Here is a 16,137-nt window from a genome sequence, read left to right on the forward strand (position 1 = left end):
AGAAAGGTGAGCGTAAAATGTCAGATGTAATGAAGCAGTTTCAGCTGAACTCCTATCTGTTCGGCGGCAATGCTTCGTACGTTGAAGAACTGTACGATGCATACCTCAACAATCCGGCGTCCGTGCCAGAGAACTGGCGAGAGTATTTCGACGCGTTGCAGAATGTGCCTGCAACGGACGGTTCGAATGCCAATGACGTCGCGCATTTCCCGATCGTCGAATCGTTTGCCGAGCGTGCGAAGGCCAATGCCTTCATCCCGCGCGAAAGCAGCACCAATCTGGCAGCGGCGCGCAAGCAGGTTCACGTCCAGTCCCTCATCAGCGCCTATCGCTTCCTTGGCTCGCAATGGGCCAATCTCGATCCCCTGAAGCGTCGCGAACGTCCCGCCATTCCCGAACTCGAACCCGCGTTCTACGACTTCTCGGAAGGCGACCTCGACCAGACGTACAGCGCGAGCAACCTGTATTTCGGTTTCGACCAGGCTTCGCTGCGCGACATCGTCAAGGGCCTGCGCGACACGTATTGCGGCACGATCGGCGCCGAATACATGTACATCAGCGATCCGGAGCAGAAGCGCTGGTGGCAGGAGCGCCTGGAGTCGACCCGTGCGACGCCGAACTTCTCGGCCGACGAGAAGAAGCACATCCTGAATCGCCTGACGGCCGCTGAAGGCCTCGAGCGTTACCTGCATACCAAGTACGTCGGCCAGAAGCGCTTCTCGCTCGAAGGCGGCGAAAGCTTCATCGCGGCGATGGACGAAGTCGTCCAGCACGCGGGCAAGCGCGGCGTGCAGGAAATCATCATCGGCATGGCCCACCGCGGCCGCCTGAACGTGCTCGTCAACACGCTCGGCAAGATGCCGGCCGACCTGTTCGCCGAATTCGAAGGCAAGCACGTCGACGACCTGCCGGCAGGCGACGTGAAGTACCACAAGGGCTTCTCGTCGGACGTGTCGACGCAAGGCGGCCCGGTTCACCTGTCGCTCGCGTTCAACCCGTCGCACCTCGAAATCGTCAACCCGGTGGTCGAAGGTTCCGCGAAGGCGCGGATGGACCGTCGCGGCGACGAAGACGGCCTGCAGGTGCTGCCGGTGCAGATCCACGGCGACGCGGCCTTCGCGGGCCAGGGCGTCGTGATGGAAACGCTGAACCTCGCGCAGACGCGCGGTTACGGCACGCACGGCACGCTGCACATCGTCATCAACAACCAGATCGGCTTCACGACGTCCGACCCGCGCGATGCGCGTTCGACGCTGTACTGTACCGACGTCGTCAAGATGATCGAGGCGCCGGTGCTGCACGTGAACGGCGACGATCCGGAAGCCGTGATCCTCGCGACGCAGATCGCGATCGATTACCGGATGCAGTTCCACAAGGATGTCGTGATCGACATCGTCTGCTTCCGCAAGCTGGGTCACAACGAGCAGGACACGCCGGCCGTCACGCAGCCGCTGATGTACAAGAAGATCGCGCAGCACCCGGGCACCCGTGCGCTGTACGCCGAGAAGCTCGTGCAGCAGGGCGTGATCACCGCGGAAGACACCGACAACTTCGTGAAGGCGTACCGCAAGGCGATGGACGACGGTCACCACACGGTCGATCCGGTCCTGTCGAACTACAAGAGCAAGTACGCGGTCGACTGGGTGCCGTTCCTGAACCGCAAGTGGACCGATGCCGCCGACACGGCCGTGCCGCTCGCCGAACTGAAGCGCCTCGGCGAACGCATCACGACGGTCCCGGAAAACTTCAAGGTCCACCCGCTCGTCGAGCGCGTGATCAACGACCGCCGCAACATGGCGCGCGGCGACCAGCCGCTCGACTGGGGCATGGGCGAACACCTCGCGTTCGCGTCGCTCGTCGCATCGGGCTACTCGGTGCGCCTGACCGGCCAGGACTCGGGCCGCGGCACGTTCACGCACCGTCACGCGGTGCTGCACGACCAGAACCGCGAGCGCTGGAACGACGGCACGTACGTGCCGCTGCAGAACATCGCCGAAGGCCAGGCGAAGTTCACGGTGATCGACTCGGTGCTGTCGGAAGAAGCGGTGCTGGGCTTCGAATACGGTTACTCGACCGCCGAGCCGAACACGCTCGTGCTGTGGGAAGCGCAGTTCGGCGACTTCGTCAACGGCGCGCAGGTCGTGATCGACCAGTTCATCTCGTCGGGCGAAGTGAAGTGGGGCCGCGTGTCGGGTCTCACGATGCTGCTGCCGCACGGCTATGAAGGCCAGGGTCCGGAACACTCGTCGACCCGTATCGAGCGTTTCCTGCAACTGTGCGCGGATCACAACATGCAGGTCGTCCAGCCGACGACGCCGGCGCAGATCTTCCACCTGCTGCGTCGCCAGATGATCCGCCTGTTCCGCAAGCCGCTGATCGTCGCGACGCCGAAGTCGCTGCTGCGTCACAAGGAAGCGGTGTCGGACCTGTCGGAACTGGCGAAGGGTTCGTTCCAGCCGGTGCTGGGCGAAACCGACGGCGGCATCGACGCGAAGAAGGTCAAGCGCGTGCTGGCATGTTCGGGCCGCGTGTATTACGACCTCGTCGCACATCGCCGCGAAGCGAAGGCGAACGACGTCGCGATCATCCGTATCGAGCAGCTGTATCCGTTCGCGCACAAGCAGTTCGAAACGGAAATGAAGAAGTACGAGAACGCGACTGAAGTGGTCTGGGTGCAGGACGAGCCGCAGAACCAGGGCCCCTGGTTCTACGTCGAGCACCATCTGAAGGAAGGCATGAAGGAAGGGCAGAAGCTGGCGTACAGCGGCCGTCCGGCTTCGGCCTCGCCGGCGGTTGGCTACTACGCGAAGCACTACGAGCAGCAGAAGGCCCTGATCGAGGGTGCATTCGGCCGCCTGAAGAGCGCATCGATCGCGAAATAACCGACGGAAGCGAAACGGGAAGGCGCGCTGCGCTTTCCCGTCTCTTTTGGCCTGCCGGGCGCGTCGCGCCGCACCGGCCGAAGGAATCGCACGAACCTCGTCATACCCCAGATTAAGCATCCAGGAAAATCACATGGCTATCGTAGAAGTCAAAGTCCCCCAGCTTTCGGAGTCGGTTTCGGAAGCCACCATGCTGCAGTGGAAGAAGAAGCCGGGCGAAGCAGTCGCGCAGGACGAAATCCTGATCGAACTCGAGACCGACAAGGTCGTGCTCGAAGTGCCGGCACCGGCCGCGGGCGTGCTCGCGCAAGTGCTGCAGAACGACGGTGACACGGTGGTTGCCGATCAGCTGATCGCGACGATCGACACCGAAGCGAAGGCAGGTGCAGCCGAAGCCGCGGCGGGCGCCGCCGAAGTCCAGCCGGCCGCAGCGCCTGCTGCAGCCGCGCCGGCAGCACAGCCGGTCGCCGCAGCCGCATCGTCGGCCACTGCATCGCCGGCCGCATCGAAGCTGCTGGCCGAGAAAGGCCTGTCGGCGGGCGACGTCGCAGGTTCGGGCCGCGACGGCCGCGTCACGAAGGGCGACGCGCTGGCCGCAGGCAGCGCACCGAAGGCTGCTCCGGCCGCCGCACCGGCCAAGGCCGCTGCGAAGCCGTCGCTGCCGGACGTGAAGGTGCCGGCGTCGGCGACGACCTGGCTGAACGACCGTCCGGAACAGCGCGTGCCGATGTCGCGCCTGCGCGCGCGTATCGCCGAGCGTCTGCTCGAGTCGCAGCAGACCAACGCGATCCTGACGACGTTCAACGAAGTCAACATGGCTCCGGTCATGGAGCTGCGCAACAAGTACAAGGACAAGTTCGAGAAGGAACATGGCGTGAAGCTCGGCTTCATGTCGTTCTTCGTGAAGGCGGCCGTGCATGCGCTGAAGAAGTTCCCGCTCGTGAACGCGTCGATCGACGGTAACGACATCGTCTACCACGGCTACTTCGACATCGGTATCGCCGTCGGCTCGCCGCGCGGCCTCGTGGTGCCGATTCTGCGCAACGCGGATCAGCTGAGCCTCGCCGACATCGAGAAGAAGATCGCCGAATTCGGCCAGAAGGCGAAGGACGGCAAGCTGTCGATCGAGGAAATGACGGGCGGTACGTTCTCGATCTCGAACGGCGGCGTGTTCGGCTCGATGCTGTCGACCCCGATCATCAACCCGCCGCAGTCGGCCATCCTCGGCGTGCATGCGACGAAGGAGCGTCCGGTCGTCGAAAACGGCCAGATCGTGATCCGTCCGATCAACTACCTTGCTCTGTCGTACGACCACCGGATCATCGACGGCCGCGAAGCCGTGCTGTCGCTCGTCGCGATGAAGGATGCGCTCGAGGATCCGGCACGCCTGCTGCTCGACCTGTAAGCCGAGTTTCACCGCATTGACCCGCTCCGCACGGGCGCGCGAAACGCGCGACCGTGCGGATGCACAAGAAGAAAGGATTGTCATGTCCAAGGAATTTGACGTCGTCGTGATCGGCGCTGGCCCCGGCGGCTACATCGCCGCGATCCGCGCCGCACAGCTCGGCAAGACCGTTGCCTGTATCGAGAAGTGGAAGAACCCGGCCGGCGCGCTGAAGCTCGGCGGCACCTGCCTGAACGTCGGCTGCATCCCGTCGAAGGCGCTGCTCGCATCGTCGGAAGAGTTCGAGAACACGTCGCATCACCTGGCCGACCACGGCATCGAAGTCGAAGGCGTGAAGCTCGACATCGCGAAGATGCTCGGCCGCAAGGACGCGATCGTCGAGAAGATGACGAGCGGGATCGAGTTCCTGTTCAAGAAGAACAAGATCACCTGGCTGAAGGGCCATGGCAAGTTCGCCGGCAAGACCGACGCCGGCGTGCAGATCGAAGTGAGCGGCGAGGGTGAAACCGAAGTCGTCACCGCGAAGAACGTGATCATCGCGACGGGCTCGAAGGCGCGTCACCTGCCGGGCGTCCCGGTCGACAACAAGATCGTGTCGGACAACGAAGGTGCGCTGACGTTCGACTCGGTGCCGAAGAAGCTCGCCGTGATCGGCGCAGGCGTGATCGGCCTCGAACTCGGCTCGGTGTGGCGTCGCCTGGGCGCCGAAGTGACGGTGCTCGAAGCGCTGCCGGCGTTCCTCGGCGCAGCCGACGAAGCGCTCGCGAAGGAAGCGGCCAAGCTGTTCAAGAAGCAGGGCCTAGACATCCATCTCGGCGTGAAGATCGGCGAAGTGAAGACGACCGCGGACAGCGTGTCGATCGCCTACACGGACAAGGACGGCAACGCGCAGACGCTCGACGCCGACCGCCTGATCGTGTCGGTCGGCCGCGTGCCGAACACCGACAACCTCGGCCTCGAGGCGATCGGCCTGAAGGCGAACGAGCGCGGCTTCATCGACGTCGACGACCACTGCCGCACGGCGGTGCCGAACGTGTATGCGATCGGCGACGTGGTGCGCGGCCCGATGCTCGCGCACAAGGCGGAAGACGAAGGCGTGCTGGTCGCGGAAGTGATCGACGGCCAGAAGCCGCACATCGACTACAACTGCATTCCGTGGGTGATCTACACGTACCCGGAAATCGCCTGGGTCGGCAAGACGGAGCAGCAACTGAAGGCGGAAGGCCGTGAGATCAAGTCGGGCAAGTTCCCGTTCTCGATCAATGGCCGTGCGCTCGGCATGAACGCACCGGACGGCTTCGTGAAGATGATCGCGGACGCGAAGACCGACGAACTGCTCGGCGTGCACGTGATCGCTGCGAACGCGTCGGACCTGATCGCGGAAGCCGTGGTGGCGATGGAATTCAAGGCGGCGTCGGAAGACATCGCCCGCATCTGCCATCCGCACCCGTCGATGTCGGAAGTGATGCGCGAAGCGGCGCTCGCCGTCGACAAGCGCTCGCTGAACAGCTAACGCGCATTGACCGACGCGCCGGCCCGTTCCGTGGCCGGCGCCGCGGTTCTACGACGAAGGCGGGCGGGGTTTCCCGCTCGCCTTCGTCATTTCCGGTTTGCCCGATGAACGTCACCGAATACTACACGCGCGAACTGACCACGCGCAGCTATCAGTCCGATCCCGCGCAGCGCGCGGCCGTCGATCGCCTGCAGCGCTGTTTCGACGAGTGGGTCGAATACAAGGCGCGCCGCTCGAATGCGTTCAAGAAGCTCATCATTCATCCTGACCTCCCGCGCGGTGTCTACATGTGGGGCGGCGTCGGTCGCGGCAAGAGCTTCCTGATGGACAGCTTCTACGCGGTCGTACCCGTGCAGCGCAAGACGCGCCTGCATTTCCACGAATTCATGCGCGAAGTGCACCGCGAACTCGAGGAACTGAAAGGGCAGGCCGATCCGCTCGACGAACTCGCGCGACGCATCGCGAAGCGCTACCGGCTGATCTGCTTCGACGAGTTCCACGTGTCGGACATTGCCGACGCGATGATCCTGTACCGTCTGCTCGATCGCCTGTTCAACAACGGCGTGCAGTTCGTGATGACTTCCAACTACGATCCCGACGACCTGTATCCGGACGGGCTGCATCGCGATCGCATGCTGCCGGCGATCGCGCTGATCAAGGACAAGCTCGACGTGCTCAACGTCGACGCGGGTGTCGACTATCGCCAGCGCACGCTCGCGCAGGTGAAGATGTATCACACGCCGCTCGGCGCCGACGCGGATCGCGAATTGCGCCATGCATTCGCGAAGCTCGCCGCGGTACCCGACGAGAGCCCGATCCTGCATATCGAGAAGCGCGAGCTGAAGGCGCTGCGCAAGGCGGACGGCGTCGTATGGTTCGACTTCGCGACGCTGTGCGGCGGCCCGCGCTCGCAGAACGACTATCTCGAACTCGCGAGCCGTTTCCACGCGATCGTGCTGTCCGAAGTGCCGCAGATGTCGCCGCGGATGGCGTCCGAGGCGCGCCGCTTCACCTGGCTGATCGACGTGCTGTACGACCACAAGGTCAAGCTGCTGATGTCCGCGGCGGTACCGGCGGAGCAGTTGTACGTCGAAGGCCCGATGGCCAACGAATTTGCGCGCACGGTCTCGCGTATCGTCGAGATGCAGTCGAAGGAGTATCTTGAAACGCCGCGCCGTATCGTCGATACTTCGCTGACCTGATTGCGATTCCCGGTAATTGGCGCGATTCAAACGTCAATTCCGGTCAAATCCATGCAATCTCGGGGTATTTTCGGATTTGTCTTATATTCATCGTTGAGGTGAGCCGATATCGTTGTGTCATGGTTACCAAGGCTGGAGATGTCCATGACACCGTATCGCGATCTGACCGACCACGAGTGGCGCTGCGCCGCGCCGCTTCTGCCCGAAATGCAGCCGCGCACCGAGTTGCGCGGCCGACCGCTGGCCAATACGCGTGCCGTACTGAACGGCGTGCTCTGGGTGATCTACAGCGGTGCAACGTGGTCCGCCATGCCGCGCCGTTACCCTTCGTATCAGACATGTCATCGCCGCTTCAAGGTCTGGCACGAGTCGGGCACGTTGTTGAACGTGATGCGTGAGCTCTATGGCGATTCGGGCGTAAGTCTGTGCAACGAATTGTCCACACGGATGCGCAAGCACGCGCAATCGAAGGCAGCGGAGGCGCGTAGCAGCGTGGCGCCCGCGTGTCGCACACCGGGCGGCTATGCGCGGGACGCGCTGAAGCACGCGGCATGATGTCCGTCGTTTGCTTCTGCGCATGCACCAAAAGAAAATCGGCCTGACGACTCCGTCGCAGGCCGATTTTTTCATTGTGTCGCGCGTTTCAGCGCGTGCTGCGTTATTGCTGGCGAACCCAGGTCTGCGAACGGCCGAGCAGCGACACGCCGATGTAACCGCGCACGACGAGCTTCTGGCCGCCGTCTTCAAGCGTCATCTTGCACTTGTAGACCTTGCCGTTTTCCGGGTCGAGAATGTTGCCGCCGTCCCAGTGATCGCCTTCCTTCTTCATCGCCTTGATGATCGTCATGCCCTTGATGAGCTGATCCTTGCGCTCGTCCGTGCAGGCGGTGCAGCGGCGATCGGGCGTATCGTTCGCGCCGAGACCCTTGACGACCTTGCCAGTCAGCGCACCGTCGCCGTCCTCGGCGATCTGCACGAGTGCCTTCGGCTGATGGGTGTTGTCGTCGATCGTCTGCCACATGCCGAGCGGGCTGTCGGCTTGAGCGAACGTGGGTGCTGCGCAGGCGAGCAGTGCGCCGGCGATGGCCATTGCACGCAACGGGCGGGTCAGTTGAATCATTGTCATCCTCCTTGTTTTGCATGTCGTGTTCGATTCGCTCGCACGACCGTCTGCATGGGGCGGGCATGTTGCGAGCTTTGCCAGAATACGTGAATCCGCGCGCCACGTTTGATAGAGGGGACTCTAATCCAAACAGCCCGCGTGACGCGGGCTGTTTGCCGACCGATCAGTTGAGCTGATACGAGAATGCGGCGTTGATGCGCGGGCTGCGCGATGCGCTTTCGACGGGTGCGTCGCCAACCGGTTTCGCGACGTTCAGGTCGAGACTGTAGTAGCGGCTGTCCGTGAACCGCACGCCGATGCCGACCGACGACAGGCGGCTCGGCGACGGCGTGCCCGCGTGCAGGTACACGCGCGCCATGTCGTACGCGATGTACGGCGTGACGGATTTCAGATACGTCCAGCCCGGCGAGAAGCCGCGGTTGACCTCCAGCGACATCCCCCAGCCCGAGTCGCCCGACGTTTCGCCGGGCTGGTAGCCGAGCGCGTAGCGCGTCGAGCCGAACGAAATCTGTTCGGACGTCGGCAGCGAGTCGGGGCTGTACTGCCCGGTCAGCGAAACCGAGGTGCCGATCCGGAACGGCCATTCGTTGGTTTGCGTGAAGGTGGCGCCGGTGCGGACGAAGGTCAGCGAAATCGGGCTGTCGACCGAGGTCGTCGTCGTGCCGACGGTCACGTCCTGTGCTTTCGACGCGCCGAGGATGTTGAACCCCTTCGCGACGTTGACGCTCAGCTTCTGCACCTGTTTCGGCGAAACGCTCGTGTAGTCGAGTTGCATCTGCAGCACGCGGACCTGAGAGCGTGTGTCGAGCGTCGCGCCGTTGATCTGGTTCTGATAACGGTCCTCGTTGTGCGATGCATAGCCCGACACGGTGCCGAGCAGGCTGCGCTGGTTATTCAGCAGCAACGGATAGGATGCCGAAAGACCAAGCTTCTCGTTCTTGACGGTGCGCTCGACAAACGACGGCAGGCCCGGGTTGTTGGTCGGCTTGCCGCGATACGTGCTTGCGTCGAGGCGTGTGACCAGGCCGCTGCTGCCGACGGGCACCGCGCCGCTGAACGCGAAATAGGTCTGCTTGTCACGCCCCGGCGGCGCCAGCGCGGAGATACTGAGTTGCTCGCCGAACGACGTGAGGCCGTTTTCGGTCGCGGTGATGAGGCCCTGGACACCCGGGTGGTTGAAGTCGATACCGGTGCTGACGTTGAACGGCTTGCGGTCGACCGCGAGTTCGAGCGTCGTTGCGCCGTCGGTGGTTTGCGGCGGCGGCACATTCGCCTTCACCGTGAGGCCGGGCAGCAGGCCGAACGTGTTCACGTAGCGCTCGAACGTCGCGCGGCGCAGCGGGCGATCGGCCGTGATATGCGCGGCGATCGCGCGAATCTTCGGTTCCATCGCGCCGGGTTTGCCGGTGACCTTGACGTCGGACACATAGCCTTCGACGACCGTGATGCGCACGACGCCATTCTCGAACGTCTGCGCGGGAACGAACGCGAACGACAGCGCGAAGCCGCGATCCTGGTACAGCTTCGTCACGCCGTTGGCGGTTTCGATCAACTGGCCGATCGTGATGTCCTTGCCGACGAGGGGCGTGAAGCGCTGCGAGATTTCCTCGAACGGCACCGACTTCACGCCTTCGACCTGGAACGTCGTCGGCGTCAGGTGTCGCGACAGCAGCTCCTGCAGTTGCGGCGCCTGGGGCGCGACCTGGACGGTGACGTTCGGGCCCGTCTTCGGTGCGTTGATCTGGGGAAGGGAGTCGAGCGGGTTACCCGCAACGCGCGTTTGTGCATGTGCCGTGCTTGCTGCCGCGATGGCGAGCAGCATCATCCATCTGTCGAGTCTGGATTTCATTGTTCTTCCTCGTAGGCCTTTCTTTTCATCTTCTTTCTAATGCAGGCGCGCGACACCAGGGTGTCGCGCGCCGCGTGCCGCAATGCCGGGTGTATTCGTACGGCCGCGCCATCTGCTCCGGCTGCGAAGGTGCGACCGTCCTTCTTACTTGCCAACGCTACCCAGCGTGCCCAGCAACCCCGTGACCGGTGCCAGCAGGCCCGTCGAACCGCCACCCGACGATGCGGTACCCGACACGCTGCCGACCAGCGACGTGATCGGCGCGAGCGGGCTCGAGCCCCCGGAACCTGCTGCACCGCCGACCGCTCCGGTGACAGTATTCAGCAAACCAGTAACGGGCGCGAGAGGGTTTGCACTGCCTGCGCCACCCGTTGCGCCGCCGAGCGTGCCCGTAACTGTCGACACGAGATTCGTGACCGGGGCGAGCGGGCCGCTGCTCGTGCCGCCCGTTGCGCCGCCGAGTGCGCCCGTGAGCGAGCCGAGCGGCGTCGAGCCGAGACCCGACAGCAGGCCGCCGAGCGGGTTCGTCGAACCGGAGCCCGACGACGTGCCGTTCTGGACGCCAGCCGTCGAGCCGCCGACGAGGCTCGTGATCAGGCCGGGGATCGGTGCGGCACCATTCGGGCCGTTCGGGTTGACGAGACCACCCGCGTTGGTCACGGTGTTGCCGACCGCGGTCACGAGTTGACCGACATCGCCGACGAGCGGTTGATTCGACGTGCTACCGACCTGTTTGCCCGCCGAGCTGATCGCGCCGCCGACCTGGCCGAGCAGGCCCGAGACGGGTTGGCCGAGGCCGGTCGTCGTGCCGACCTGTTGCGTGACCTGGCCGGCGGTGATCACGAGCGGCGTGATCGCCGAGCTGAGCGGCTGCGTGACCTGCTGCACGGCACCCGACGACAGCGTCGAGCCGATCGTCGTGCCGGCGGCCGACAGGCCATTGGCGACCGTGTCGAGCACGGTGCCGACCGGGGTCGTGACGGGGGCGAGCGGCGCGAGCGGGCCCGTGCCGAGCGCCTTGACCGTCGAGCTCAGGCCGGACACCGTGTTGCTCGTCGCGCCGACGACATTGCCGAGGCCGGCAACCGTCGTGCCGACCGGATCCTTCGTCGTGCCGATCTGTCCCAGCCCGTTGCTCACGGCATCGGCGGCTGCGCCGACGATCGTGCCGGTGCTGGAGATCGTGCTGCCGACGCCCTTCGTCACGCCGTCGCCGAGGCCCGGCAGGCTGACGTTGCCGACCGTGCTGCCGAGGTCGGTGGCCGTCTGGCCGACCGTGCTGACGGCACCTTTGGTGCCGGTGGTCGTGCCGCTGGTGCCGCTCGTGCCGGACGTACCGCTCGTGCCGCTGGACGAGCCGCTGTTGTTGGCGCTGGTCGGCGGCGAGCTGACGCCGCCGCCGCCGCAGGCGGCCAGCAGGCAGGCTGCGGCGAAGGCGGTGAGGGGCACGCGCCACTGGCGCAGGGCGGCCGTCGTGAGAGAACGTTGCTGGGACATGATGGACTCCTCGCTGTCTTGTCGATGAATGGGTATTGGCTTACTTGCCGTGCGTGCCGCCGAGCAGGCCGCCGATCAGCGACGTGACCGGCGCGAGCGGATTCGACGACGAGCCCGAGTTGGTGACGGCACCCGTGCCGCCGCTCAGTGCAGGTACGCCGACCGTGCTGGTGACCGTGGAGACGGCGTTCGTCACCGGGGCGAGCGGGCTGCTGCCGCCTGCGCCGCTCGTCGCGCCGCCGAGTGCGCCCGTGACTGCACCGAGGAGACCCGTGACCGGCGCGAGCGGGCTGCCGCTCGTACCGCCCGTTGCGCCGCCGAGCGCGCCCGTGACCGTCGAGACGAGGCCGGTGACCGGCGCGAGCGGGCTGCTGCCGCCGCCTGCAGCGCCACCGAGCGCGCCCGTGACCGTCGAGACGAGGCCCGTGACCGGCGCGAGCGGGCTGCTGCCGCCGCCTGCAGCGCCACCGAGTGCGCCGGTAACCGTCGAGACGAGGCCGGTGACCGGGGCGAGCGGGCCGCTGCCGCCGCCTGTTGCGCCGCCGAGTGCGCCGGTAACCGTCGAGACGAGGCCGGTGACCGGGGCGAGCGGGCCGCTGCCGCCACCCGTTGCGCCGCCGAGTGCGCCGGTAACCGTGGAGACGAGGCCCGTGAGCGGAGCGAGCGGGTTGGTCGCGCCGCCGGTGCCGCCCGTGAGCAGGCCGCCGACCGCCTTCACGGTATTGCCCGTCGTCGAGGTGGTGTTGCCGAGGCCCGTCGTGACCGGGTTGCCGCCTGCAGACGCGAGCAGCGCGCCGGCCTGGTTCAGGCCGTTGCCGACCGTACCGAGCAGCGTGTTGACAGGTGCGCCGAGGCCGGTCGCCGTGCCGATCGTCTGCGTCGTCTGGCCGACCATCGTCGTGATCGGCGTGATGGCCGAGCTGACCGTCTGCGTAACCTGCTGGATCGGGCCGGTCGACAGCGCGTTGGTGAGGGTGGTGCCGCCGTTCGACACGGCGCCGCCGAGCGTCGACACGAGGCCGCCGACGGCGCCCGTGACCGGTGCGAGCGGCGACAGCGGGCCGCTGCCGAGGCTCGTGACCAGGTTGCCGGTCTGCGTGACCGCACCGCCGAGTTGATTGACCACGCCGCCCGTGCTGGCGACCGTGGTGCCGACCGGATCCTTCGTTGCGCCGAGCTGGCCGAGACCGTTGCCGAGGCCGTTGCCGAGTGTGGTGACCGCGCCGCCGACGCTTTGCACGATGCCGCCCGCCGCTTGCGTGGTGGCCGGGTTCACGCCCGGCAGCGACTGGCTGGCGATGACGGAGCCGAGACCCGAGACGGTCCCGCCGACACCCGTAACGAGATTGCTGCCGCTTGCGAGGACAGTTCCCACCGCGTTCGACGACACACCCGAGGTGCCGCTCGTGCCGCTGGTCGTTCCACTCGTCGAGCCGCTGGTGCTGCCGCTCGTCGAACCGCTCGTGCTGCCGCTGGTCGAGCCGCTGGTGCTGCCCGACGTGCTGCCGCTCGTCGAACCCGACGTGCCGCCCGAGGTGCCGCCGCCCGACGTCGAGATCGAATCGCCGCCGCCCGAGCCCGAGTGGCCACTGCCGAGGCCCTGGCTGATGGAACCGGAGCCGCCGCACGCGGAGAGGGAAAGCATGGCTGCAACGGTGGCCGCGATCAGAGTCGTCCGGAACACGCCATGAGGGATAACCTTAATGTCCATTTCTTCCTCGCATTAAAAATGTGTTGTGAACTGCGTTGTGTTGAGTGGTGCGAGGACTACTCTGCAACTGTCGTGCCATTTCGATGGTCGACGGTTCGACAACAGGTTTTAAACGGGGCAATTCCTTGTCGGAAAAGGAAGTTATGGCAATTGAAAGATTGTTGAATCTGTTTAAGGGCAGGCGAATGAGAACGGTTTCGGCCGTTTCGTAACGTAACGTCACAACATTGGCGTTACGCGTGCGGCGTAACGTGGGATGCGCGGGGGCTTGGTGGACGAGGCAATTGTTTTACTGGTGGATTAGGTGTGCACATCTAACCTATCGTAAATCCTATGTGTAAGACGTACCGAAACGCCGTACAAATACGTCGTGCTCCGGGTCATTTTTTTCGATCCGAGCCGTTGAAAGAGGTTGGAAAGTAAATAGGTTCGGATATAGAATCCGGAGCAGATGTAAGCAAATGTACGGTTCGGTACACGACGTTCGAGGAGGGTCACTATCGCGAATGTTAACTTGCATCAAATCGTGAGACATGCCCTTTTGGGCGACCTATAAAGAAAGCGCACCCGGTTGTCGCTGCAGCAGATGTGGCGAACGACATGGGGCAACGGCCAATATGCGGGGATGTATACGTATAAAAGGCCAAAGAACGTAAATTCAGGCACGAGGAATAAAATGAAAGCAATCATCAAGCGTTTCCTTAGGGAAAACAACGGGGTTACCGCGATCGAGTATGGTCTGATTGCGGGTCTTATTGCTGTCGCGATCCTTGCTGGTGCTTCGACGATCGGCACTAATCTGGGCAATATGTTCACGAACCTCGGGGCATGTCTTACCACCCCGAGCGGCACGAACTGCACGGCTGCCAGCATCTTTAAGTAACCCACCTGACGTCAATTAGCACGACCTCGAGGCATTGAGTCGTCTTGGTGTTGCGGTGGGTGGATTGCCTTGGCAATCCACCCGCCGCGGCATTTATGGCAGGTTGCGGTGCGATGGCAAAATTCATTTTCAGCGGGGTGTTCCTGGTCTGGGCTGCGTTCGTCGCGACCAGCGACATCCGCTTTAGGCGCGTTTCGAATTCGCTCGTCCTGGCGGGGTTGGCCTGTGGCGTGAGCGGAGCGTACTTGAACGCCAGTCCGTTCGGCATTCTCCCGGCGCAGGCAATGATCGGTCTGCTGGTCGGGTTGGTCGCCTTTTTCCCGCTTTTTCTGCTTCGCGTCATGGGCGCGGCGGACGTCAAGATCTTTGCCGTGATCGGCGTGTGGTGCGGCGCGAATGCGCTGCTGTGGATCTGGGTTGCCGCCAGTCTTGTCGCCGGTATTCATGCCCTTGCCCTGATGCTGTTTTCGCGCACGTCGGTCGGCTCGTTGTGGCGCCGGGGCAAGCCGACGATGGCGCTCGGCAGATACCGGGCAACACCCTATGCGGCATGCCTCGCGGCACCGGCTGCTGCGTGGGTCGTTTTTCTTGTCGCAACGGGGGGCGTGCGATGACACGACAGATGCAGCCGCGTGGACGCCGGCGGCAGCGTGGCGCGACGGCGGTCGAGTTTGCGATCGTGTTTCCGCTGCTGTTCGTGATTTTCTACGGCATCCTCAGTTTTGGGATGATTTTCACGATTCAACAGAGCCTGACGTTTGCTGCCAGCGAGGGCGCGCGGGCCGGGCTGAGTTACGCCCCCAGTCTTGCTGCGCGCATGACGAACGCAACGACGACTGCACAGAACGTCGTGGCCTGGCTGAATGTCGGCACGCCACAGGTCGTGGCGCCCCAATGCAGTTATGACAAGTCGACTCCGCCGTCGTTGTACTGCCTGTCGGTCACGGTGAACTACACCCCGCAGAGCTGGATAACGAGCATGCCATTTCTGGGAAGCATACTGACTCAACCGTTGACGAGCACGGCGGTCGTACAAATTCCGCAGTCGATCCTTTGAATTAAGCATCGTGACGCGACGCGCACGCCGACTCGCGAATCGGGCAAAAAACTTATCGGACTTTTATTTCGGCATCCACACGACAACATGGCCAACAATTTAACGAAGATCATCGCGGGGCTGCTGATTGCGATCGCCGTATTGCTCGGAATCTACGCGTGGATGCTCGGACGCAGTACACCGAATCCCGTACCGACCCAGCAAACCGTTGCGGCAAGTCCGGTTCCGGTCGTGGTTGCGACGCGTGTGTTGTCCGCCGGCCAGCCGATCGCGGCCGACGCGCTGAAGCTTCAGCCGACCACGCCGGTGCCGACGGGTGCCTTCGCCGATCCGTCCGCGCTCGTTGGCCGAGTGCCGGCGGCGGACATTCCGGCATCGTCGCCGGTCGTCGCGGGCGCGCTGGTATCGGGGCTTGCCGAGGATGTTCAACCGGGCGAGCGCGCGGTCGCAGTGCGTGTCGATGAAACCAATGCAGTCGGCAACCGGCTGCGGCCCGGCAATTTCGTCGATGTGTTCCTGAACCTGAAGCGCGAAGGCGGCACGATGCTTGACGGCGAAGTTTCGCAGACGCAGGCACGGCTTCTGTTGTCGAAGGTGCGGGTGCTGTCGTTCGGCGATGCGACACCCGATCGCGACAGCGGCAATAACAACACCGGCAACAACGGTCAAGCGTCCGGCGCCCGCATCGCGGTGCTCGCGGTGCCGACCGCGCAGGTCGATGCGTTGACGCTCGGCGAGGCGAGCGGCCGCCTGACGTTCGCGCTGCGAAACCCGCGCGACGACGAGCTTGCGATGCAGACGGTCGCGGTGCGTACGGACAACAAGCTGTCGCCGTCGGCAATTGCCGCCGCCGGCGTCTCGCTGCAACAGTTGTCCGGCACACCGAGAACGCCGGTCGCCAACGTGAACGTGCCGCCGTTGCCGTCGCGTCTGCCGCCGGCGGTACGGCCGAGCGGGAGCGGCGGCGGTATCGAGGTGATCCGTGGCGGCCGGTCGGAAACGGTTGCCTATTGAA

Annotated in this window: 13 protein-coding genes; 9 read left to right on the plus strand and 4 right to left on the minus strand. The window is 64.4% G+C overall.

The genetic code is table 11. From position 1 onward, the window contains the following. Positions 1–17 precede the first annotated feature (17 nt). The 5 genes from LXM88_RS12725 (at position 18) to LXM88_RS12745 (ending at position 7,557) form a co-directional block, all read left to right on the plus strand. Positions 18–2,882, plus strand: coding sequence for a 2-oxoglutarate dehydrogenase E1 component (locus tag LXM88_RS12725; RefSeq protein ID WP_262542656.1), 2,865 nt, complete (start codon positions 18–20; stop codon positions 2,880–2,882). A 133-nt stretch (positions 2,883–3,015) separates the two neighbouring features. Continuing rightward, complete coding sequence (gene odhB, locus LXM88_RS12730; RefSeq protein WP_047900528.1) at positions 3,016–4,287, plus strand: 2-oxoglutarate dehydrogenase complex dihydrolipoyllysine-residue succinyltransferase; 1,272 nt, start codon at positions 3,016–3,018, stop codon at positions 4,285–4,287. 82 nt (positions 4,288–4,369) lie between these two features. After that, complete coding sequence (gene lpdA, locus LXM88_RS12735; RefSeq protein ID WP_262542657.1) at positions 4,370–5,800, plus strand: dihydrolipoyl dehydrogenase; 1,431 nt, start codon at positions 4,370–4,372, stop codon at positions 5,798–5,800. Positions 5,801–5,904: 104 nt separating this feature from the next. Next, a complete protein-coding gene (zapE, locus tag LXM88_RS12740) occupies positions 5,905–7,002 on the plus strand; it encodes a cell division protein ZapE (RefSeq protein ID WP_262542658.1) in 1,098 nt (365 codons plus the stop codon). A 144-nt stretch (positions 7,003–7,146) separates the two neighbouring features. Further along, the gene (locus tag LXM88_RS12745; RefSeq protein ID WP_262542659.1) at positions 7,147–7,557 is read left to right on the plus strand and encodes a transposase; all 411 of its coding nucleotides are present in this window, start codon (positions 7,147–7,149) and stop codon (positions 7,555–7,557) included. Positions 7,558–7,660: 103 nt separating this feature from the next. Here the strand turns inward: LXM88_RS12745 and LXM88_RS12750 are convergent, their stop codons facing one another. The 4 genes from LXM88_RS12750 to LXM88_RS12765 all read right to left on the minus strand — a co-directional run bounded on the left by LXM88_RS12750 (position 7,661) and on the right by LXM88_RS12765 (position 13,182). After that, positions 7,661–8,122, minus strand: coding sequence for a DUF2147 domain-containing protein (locus LXM88_RS12750; protein WP_047900532.1), 462 nt, complete (start codon positions 8,120–8,122; stop codon positions 7,661–7,663). Between the two features lie 166 nt (positions 8,123–8,288). Continuing rightward, positions 8,289–9,974 carry a ShlB/FhaC/HecB family hemolysin secretion/activation protein gene (locus LXM88_RS12755; RefSeq protein ID WP_262542660.1) on the minus strand — a complete coding sequence of 562 codons (1,686 nt, stop codon included), beginning with the start codon at positions 9,972–9,974 and terminating at the stop codon, positions 8,289–8,291. 144 nt (positions 9,975–10,118) lie between these two features. After that, complete coding sequence (locus tag LXM88_RS12760) at positions 10,119–11,471, minus strand: collagen-like triple helix repeat-containing protein (protein WP_262542661.1); 1,353 nt, start codon at positions 11,469–11,471, stop codon at positions 10,119–10,121. A 40-nt stretch (positions 11,472–11,511) separates the two neighbouring features. Further along, positions 11,512–13,182, minus strand: coding sequence for a collagen-like triple helix repeat-containing protein (locus LXM88_RS12765; RefSeq protein ID WP_262542662.1), 1,671 nt, complete (start codon positions 13,180–13,182; stop codon positions 11,512–11,514). Positions 13,183–13,858: 676 nt separating this feature from the next. Here LXM88_RS12765 and LXM88_RS12770 point away from each other — a divergent pair. The 4 genes from LXM88_RS12770 (at position 13,859) to cpaB (ending at position 16,136) form a co-directional block, all read left to right on the plus strand. Then, complete coding sequence (locus LXM88_RS12770) at positions 13,859–14,065, plus strand: Flp family type IVb pilin (protein WP_262542663.1); 207 nt, start codon at positions 13,859–13,861, stop codon at positions 14,063–14,065. Between the two features lie 113 nt (positions 14,066–14,178). Then, a complete protein-coding gene (locus tag LXM88_RS12775; RefSeq protein ID WP_262542664.1) occupies positions 14,179–14,679 on the plus strand; it encodes an A24 family peptidase in 501 nt (166 codons plus the stop codon). After that, positions 14,676–15,122: a TadE family protein gene (locus LXM88_RS12780; RefSeq protein ID WP_262542665.1), complete on the plus strand. Its 447-nt coding sequence runs from the start codon at positions 14,676–14,678 to the stop codon at positions 15,120–15,122. The genes LXM88_RS12775 and LXM88_RS12780 overlap by 4 nt, the downstream gene beginning before the upstream one ends. 87 nt (positions 15,123–15,209) lie before the next feature. Continuing rightward, a complete protein-coding gene (gene cpaB, locus LXM88_RS12785; protein WP_262542666.1) occupies positions 15,210–16,136 on the plus strand; it encodes a Flp pilus assembly protein CpaB in 927 nt (308 codons plus the stop codon). The last annotated feature ends 1 nt before the right edge of the window (position 16,137 follow it).

The organism is Burkholderia sp. S-53 (genome assembly GCF_025560745.1).
Classification (GTDB): Bacteria; Pseudomonadota; Gammaproteobacteria; order Burkholderiales; family Burkholderiaceae; genus Burkholderia; species Burkholderia pyrrocinia.